Here is a 6,423-nt window from a genome sequence, read left to right as displayed (position 1 = left end):
TACCTGGCGGAGGTGCTGGCGATGGGCTGCTGGACCCCGGTAGAGCGCTTCGGTTTCGATGCGTCGCTGGAATGGCATGCCGAACTGATCAACGCCGATGGCAGCGCCTTCGTGGTGCACCATCGCGGACAGCACGTGGGCGAGGTGCGGTGGCCGTTGCTGGGCCGGCACAACGTGCTCAACGGCCTGGCCGCACTGGCCGCCGCGCATGCGGTGGGCGTGGAGCTGGCCACGGTGATCCCCGCGCTGGCGCGCTTCCGCAGCGTCAAGCGTCGCCTGGAAGTGATCGGACAGTCGCACGACATCACTGTGTACGACGATTTCGCCCATCACCCCACCGCCATCCACACCACGCTGGAAGGCCTGCGCGCCAAGGTGGGCGATGCGCGGATCGTGGTGGCGATGGAGCCGCGCAGCAACTCGATGCGGCTGGGCGCGCATGCGCAGGCGCTTGCACCGTCGCTGGCGCTGGCCGACGCGGTGGTCTTCCTGCACCGCCCGGAACTGGCCTGGGATGCGGCCGGGGTGATCGCCGCCGTGCGTGGCCAGGCCCATGCGGTGGCCGATACCGATGCCCTGCTGGCGCAGCTGGGCGACATCGCCCGGCCCGGCGACCACGTGGTGTTCATGTCCAACGGCGGTTTCGACGGCGCGCCGCGCCGCTTCCTGGCGCAGCTCCAGCAGGAATGAGTCGGGGCACGCCATGACCGAGACCGTTTCGCTGCCCCTGTTTCCCCTGCACGCGGTGCTGCTGCCCGGCGCGCGGCTGGGCCTGCGCGTGTTCGAGCGCCGTTACCTGGACATGCTGCGCGAATGCAGCCGGCAGGAGTCCACGTTCGGCATCTGCCTGATCCTCGATGGCGACGAAGTGGGGCGACCGGCATCGCCGGCGGCTTACGGCGTAGAGGCGCGGATCGAGGACTTCGACGTCGGCCCCGATGGCGTACTGGTACTGCGCCTGCGGGGCCAGCGCCGCTTCCATGTACTGCGCACACGGGTGCGCGACAACGGCCTGATCCTGGCCGACGTGGCATGGAGTACGCCCGACCACGACGACGAACTGCGGCCCGAGCATGCGCTGCTGGCCACGGTGCTGGAGCACATCATCGAGCAGGCCGGCACGGCCTTCGCGCCCACCCACCCGGCGCAGCTGGAACAGGCCGCCTGGGTTGGCTGGCGGCTGGCCGAACTGCTGCCGCTGGAAGAGCCGCACCGGCTGCAGCTGCTGCAGCACGATGACCCGCATCAACGACTGGAAGACCTGCTGGGCTGGATGCCGTAAGGGCCGAGCGACGTGCTCCATCCGAGCGCAGCGGTAGGGTCGCATCCCGATCGACCACCGATGACCGCGCAACGTTCACCGAGGGCATGAGCGGCGATCGAAGGCGTCGCCGGCTGCGTTGATGCGTTCGCCGTGCTGGTCGGCGCGAACGCGCCCGAACGACGCGTGGATTACTCCGCCGCTGGCGTACGCACCCGCAGCACCGGCATCTGCGTTTCCGGATGGGTGTCCACCTGCTGCGGCAGGCCATCGAGCGCCTCGCGCACCGCGTTCAACGATGGGTCGATGCCGCGCAGCGGGCGCCACATCCCGATCAGGTGGAAATGCTGCTGGTAGTGCAGCGTCTGCGCGCTGCCCAACCACAACGGCGCATCGCCCGGCTGCAGGCGTGCCGGTGCCGGCCACAGCCGCAACGCGAAGATCTCGTTGGGTGCGTTGCCCGCGCGCAGCATCAGCAGCGATTCGACTTGAGTATCCAGCGTCGCCGGCAGCACCGGCACTTCCTCCGGCTTGGCCGATTTGTCCAGCATCAGCAGCGCCTGTTGCCAACCGGCCTGCGGCTGCACCCGCCAGCCCTGGCGTTCCAGGCGCTGCTGCAGCGGCGCCAGCGGCCCGGCCACCTGCACGTCCAGCGGCCAGCGCTGGTCATCGTCGAACTCGTTGCGACGCGACGGGAGCTGCTTCCAGTCGTCCTGCCACCAGGCGGTGGAGGCCATGTCCACCGGCGCCGGTTGCGCCGGTTCGAAGCGGGCGAGCTTGACCGGAATGTTGCGCGGCGCATACCACAGCGCGCTGATCGCGAAGACGCCGTAGAACAGCCACGCCACCGGCTTGACCCAGAACGACCGGTTGAAGCGGCGGCGGTACGCGATGCCCAGCACCAGCAGCCAGAAAATGCCGAACAGCATGCCGCCGATCACATCGCTCAGCCAATGCGCGCCCAGATAGATACGCGCAAAGCCGATCRGGCTGACGATGATGCCCGACAACAGGTACGGCCACACGCGCGTGCGCCCGGGCAGCTCGCGCGCGATCAACACCGCGAAGAAGCCGAAGGTGATGGTGGCCATGGTCACCGACACCGACGGAAAGCCGAAGCCACTGCTGGCATCGGGCGGGCGCACCACGTGCACGGTGGCCCCGAGCAGCTTGCACAGTGCCAGGCCGAAGGCCAGTGCGGCCAGCCAATGCGCGGCGGCCATCCAGCGTCGACGCCAGACCAGGTACCCCATGCCGGCGGCGGTGGCCGGCAGCAGCACCTGCCACGCGCCGAGCGAGGCCAGTGCAGCCATCGGGTAGTCGGCCAACGGGTTGCGCAGCGCCAACATGGCGTCGTGCACGGCCAGGTCCAGGCGGAGCGGTTCGCCGTGGGCGACCACCGCCATCAACAGCGCGAACCAGCACCAGCCCAGCAACAGCAGCATCAGGGCCAGCATCGCCAGCGGCACCGATTCACGCCGCTGCGGATCGAACACCGACACCGAATAGCGGCCCAGGGTGGGATGGCGCTGCGACCAGCGCAGCAGCGTGGCCAGCCAGCTGTCCATGCGCGAGGCCGACCAGCGATAGCTGTACAGCACGATCGCCCAGACCGCGCCCATCACCACGGCGACCAGGCCCAGCACCATCACCAGCCGGCCGGCGACCGCCGCGACCGTGTCGTAGGCCTCGCCCAGCACCCAGCCCGGGGCCAGGAACAGCACCGCCCACGACAGACTGGCGATGCCACTGGCCTGGATGTAGCGCGACATCGGCATGTTCATCATGCCGGCGATGGCCGGCACGAAGGGACGGATCGCGCCGACATACCGCGCCACCAGGATGCTCTTGAAAGCATTGCGGCGGAACATCGTCTCGCCGCGGTCGAGCAGCTGCGGGTATTTGCTGAAAGGCCAGAAACCCCGCAGACGATCGCCCCAGCGCCGGCCCACCCAGTAACTCAGGCCATCGCCAGCGAAGGCGCCCAGCGCCGCGCACGCCACCGCATAGGGACCGGAAATCTGGCCAAGGCCGATGAACACGCCCACCGCGAACAGCAGCGGCAACGCCGGCACGATCGCGCCCAGCACGATGACCGCATCGCAGAAGGCAATGAGGAAGATGACCGCACCGGCAAGCACGGGGTGAGCTGAGATCCACGCAAGCGTGGCATCGATCCATGACGAGTCCATCGCCCGATTATAGAGGTGTGAAGGTGACTGACTGCCGGCCAAGGCCGGTCAATGTCGGACATCTGCAGTGATCGCAGGCGATCACGCGCCTAGAATGGCGCGATGAACCGCGCCCCCGATCCCGCCCCGCACGCCCTCAAAGCCGACAGCTTCGGCCGCATCCTGCTGATCGAGCAGGACGGCCATCGTTTTGTCCGCCGCGACCTGGAGGCCACCCCGTGGTGGCTGCGGCTGCCGGCGTGGTGGCTGGCCCGGCGTGAAGCGCGCGCGCTGGCGCACCTGGACGGCATGGCCGACACTCCGGCGCTACTGGCCTGGAACGGCCGCTGGCTGGACCGCAGCTTCATGGCCGGCGATGCGATGTACCAGCGCCCGCCGCGCGGCGACCTGGCCTACTTCCGTGCCGCGCGTCGGTTGTTGCAGCGCGTGCATCGGCATGGCATCGCGCACAACGACCTGGCCAAGGAAGCCAACTGGCTGGTGCGCGAGGACGGTTCGCCGGCCCTGATCGATTTCCAGCTGGCGGTGATCGGCAACCCGCGCTCGCGCTGGATGCGCCTGCTGGCGCGCGAAGATCTGCGCCACCTGCTCAAGCACAAGCGCATGTACTGTCGTGAACAGCTCACCCCGGTCGAGAAGCGCCTGCTCAAGCGCACCTCGTGGGTGCGCGATCTGTGGTTCCGTACCGGCAAGCCGGTGTACCGCTTCGTTACGCGGAAGATCCTGCACTGGGAAGACAACGAGGGGCAGGGCCCCAAGCCGTGAGGACGCCGGGGGTGAGCGTGGTGCCGCTGGACGCCGGCAACGTGCTGCCTGCGCAGCTGCCCGGCGCCGACTTCGTACACGCCTGCCAGGCGGCAGCGCCGCGCGCGCGACGTTCGGCGTTGCAGGCCTACCAGGACATGGCCGCGACGGTGCCGGGCTGGTTCGATGGGCTGATGGCCATACGCAACGGCGGCATGCGCCTGCTCGGCATGAAGGATTTGGGCTCGCTGCGTGCGGTGCCCGACAGCGTTGATCCACGGCCGGGTGACCGGCTCGGCATCTTCACCGTGCAGCTGTGCACGCCCGATGCGATCGTGCTGGAAGATGACGACCGCCACCTGCGCGTGCAGCTGGCGCTGCAATGGCGTGGCGATCTGCTGGAGATCGCCACGGTGGTGCACACCCATAACGCGTTTGGGCGGCTGTACATGCTGCCGGTCGCGCCGGTGCATCGATGGATCGTGCCGCGTCTGTTGCGGCGGCAGGTACGCACCTACGCGGGGTGACGCCACTTCACGGTGTCACCGGCACCACCTGCTGACCGATGAAATTTCGCTTGGCATCAAAGTCATAGCCGATCTGCAGTTGCCCTTCGTTGGCGCAGGCGTGGCAGTCACGCAGCGGCGTGCGATACAGCAGACGGACGCCGCCGCCGTCCAGCGGCGTGCTGCCAGCCGCCTGCGCCGGTGCGAAGGGCGTCGCCTGCGGATGGGCCTGCAACAGCGCCTGCACGCCGGGATCGGCACGCAGGGCATCGTCCCATTGCACGGTGTCCACATCGATGCGCGTGCCGCTTGCATCGATGAGGCGCGTGCCTTCATTGGTGTTGGCGCGGAACGGATACGCCACCGTGGCCACGCCGATGCCGTCGTGTTCATGCCAGGCGGTAACGAAGGCAAGTTCGCCGCCACTGGACAGCTGCTCGGCGGCACGCACTGCATCGGGGCCGGCGCCACCGCTCTGCATCGCCTTGATCAGGCAGTCGCGGGACGCGGCGGCCTCGCCCTGGCGACAGCTGTTCAGATCGCCACTCCATACCACCGCCCGGCTCCAGCGCACTGCGCCGTCGGCAGGCGGCGTTGGGGCGGCGGCAGTCGCGCCGTTGGACATGATCGGGGCAGGAGCGGAGGAATCGCCCTGGCAGGCCGTGGTCATCAGGAGCAGGCCTAGGACAGGCAGCAGGCAACGGGAACGGCGCATGGCAAGTACCTCGCAGCGGTGACCGGAGGACACTATCGTCAAGAAGCGGTGAACTCTGCGTGGGCGCGGCATACTGCCCCATCAACGATTGCGCAGGAGCAACGGACAATGGCCAGTCTGCAAGGCAAGACCCTCTTCATTACCGGCGCCTCGCGCGGCATCGGCCTGGCCATCGCCCTGCGCGCGGCGCGCGACGGTGCCAACGTGGCCATCGCGGCCAAATCGGCGGTGCCCAATCCGAAGCTGCCCGGCACCATCCACAGCGCCGTCGAAGCAGTCACCGCTGCCGGTGGCCAGGGCCTGGCACTGAAGTGCGACATCCGCGAGGAAGACCAGGTGCGCGCGGCGGTCGCCGCGACGGTGGACACCTTTGGCGGCATCGACATTCTGGTCAACAACGCCAGCGCGATCTGGCTGCGTGGCACGCTGGATACCCCGATGAAGCGCTTCGACCTGATGCAGCAGGTCAATTCGCGCGGCAGCTTCCTGTGCGCGCAGGCCTGCCTGCCATATCTGCTGCAGGCGCCCAACCCGCACATCCTCACCCTGGCGCCGCCGCCAAGCCTGGACCCGAAATGGTGGGGTCCGCATACCGGCTACACGCTGGCCAAGATGGGCATGAGCTTCGTCACCCTGGGCCTGGCCGCCGAGTTCGGGCCCCAGGGCGTGGCGGTCAACGCGTTGTGGCCACGCACGATCATCGCCACCGATGCGGTCAACATGATTCCCGGCGTGGATATCAACGGCTGCCGCACGCCGCAGATCCTGGCCGATGCCGCGCACGCGGTGCTGACCCGCGATGCGGCCGGTTTCAGCGGGCAGTTCCTGCTTGATGACGAGGTACTGGCGCAGGCCGGTATCACCGACCTGAGCGGCTACGCGGTGGATCCGTCGCGACCGCTGCTGCCCGATCTGTTCCTGGATTGAGCCTGCGGCAGCGTCGCAGGGCCCGGTCGTCGACAAAGGCTGCACGCGCAACTGCTACTGTGCGTGCCCCCTTTTGTC

General features: G+C 68.5%; 7 protein-coding genes. 5 read left to right on the top strand and 2 right to left on the bottom strand.

From position 1 onward, the window contains the following. Window positions 1–690, top strand: a 690-nt coding sequence (locus tag ACXJKH_RS12480) for a glutamate ligase domain-containing protein (protein WP_457319670.1), incomplete at its 5' end; no start/stop codon positions are given. Between the two features lie 13 nt (window positions 691–703). After that, window positions 704–1,282, top strand: coding sequence for an LON peptidase substrate-binding domain-containing protein (locus tag ACXJKH_RS12475; RefSeq protein ID WP_457319669.1), 579 nt, complete (start codon window positions 704–706; stop codon window positions 1,280–1,282). Window positions 1,283–1,452: 170 nt separating this feature from the next. On the opposite strand, the gene ACXJKH_RS12470 is transcribed toward ACXJKH_RS12475, so the two are convergent. Then, window positions 1,453–3,453, bottom strand: coding sequence for a bifunctional DedA family/phosphatase PAP2 family protein (locus ACXJKH_RS12470; protein ID WP_457319668.1), 2,001 nt, complete (start codon window positions 3,451–3,453; stop codon window positions 1,453–1,455). A gap of 102 nt (window positions 3,454–3,555) precedes the next feature. Between ACXJKH_RS12470 and ACXJKH_RS12465 the strand changes: the two genes are divergently transcribed. Both ACXJKH_RS12465 and ACXJKH_RS12460 read left to right on the top strand, forming a co-directional pair. Beyond that, entirely contained in the window at window positions 3,556–4,218 is a 663-nt protein-coding gene (locus ACXJKH_RS12465) for a protein kinase family protein (RefSeq protein ID WP_256776011.1), read from the top strand. Between the two features lie 11 nt (window positions 4,219–4,229). Beyond that, the gene (locus ACXJKH_RS12460; RefSeq protein WP_457319667.1) at window positions 4,230–4,724 is read left to right on the top strand and encodes a DUF2867 domain-containing protein; all 495 of its coding nucleotides are present in this window, start codon (window positions 4,230–4,232) and stop codon (window positions 4,722–4,724) included. A gap of 7 nt (window positions 4,725–4,731) precedes the next feature. Here ACXJKH_RS12460 and ACXJKH_RS12455 read toward each other — a convergent pair whose 3' ends face one another. Next, a complete protein-coding gene (locus tag ACXJKH_RS12455) occupies window positions 4,732–5,418 on the bottom strand; it encodes a hypothetical protein (protein ID WP_457319666.1) in 687 nt (228 codons plus the stop codon). A gap of 108 nt (window positions 5,419–5,526) precedes the next feature. On the opposite strand from ACXJKH_RS12455, the gene ACXJKH_RS12450 reads away from it, so the two are divergent. After that, window positions 5,527–6,345, top strand: a complete 819-nt coding sequence (locus ACXJKH_RS12450) for an SDR family oxidoreductase (protein ID WP_256776014.1) — start codon at window positions 5,527–5,529, stop codon at window positions 6,343–6,345. The last annotated feature ends 78 nt before the right edge of the window (window positions 6,346–6,423 follow it).

It is taken from the genome of Stenotrophomonas sp. P5_B8 (assembly GCF_054049855.1).
The sequence above is the reverse complement of the archived record's forward strand: the minus strand, read 5'-3'. Positions and strand labels throughout refer to the sequence as shown.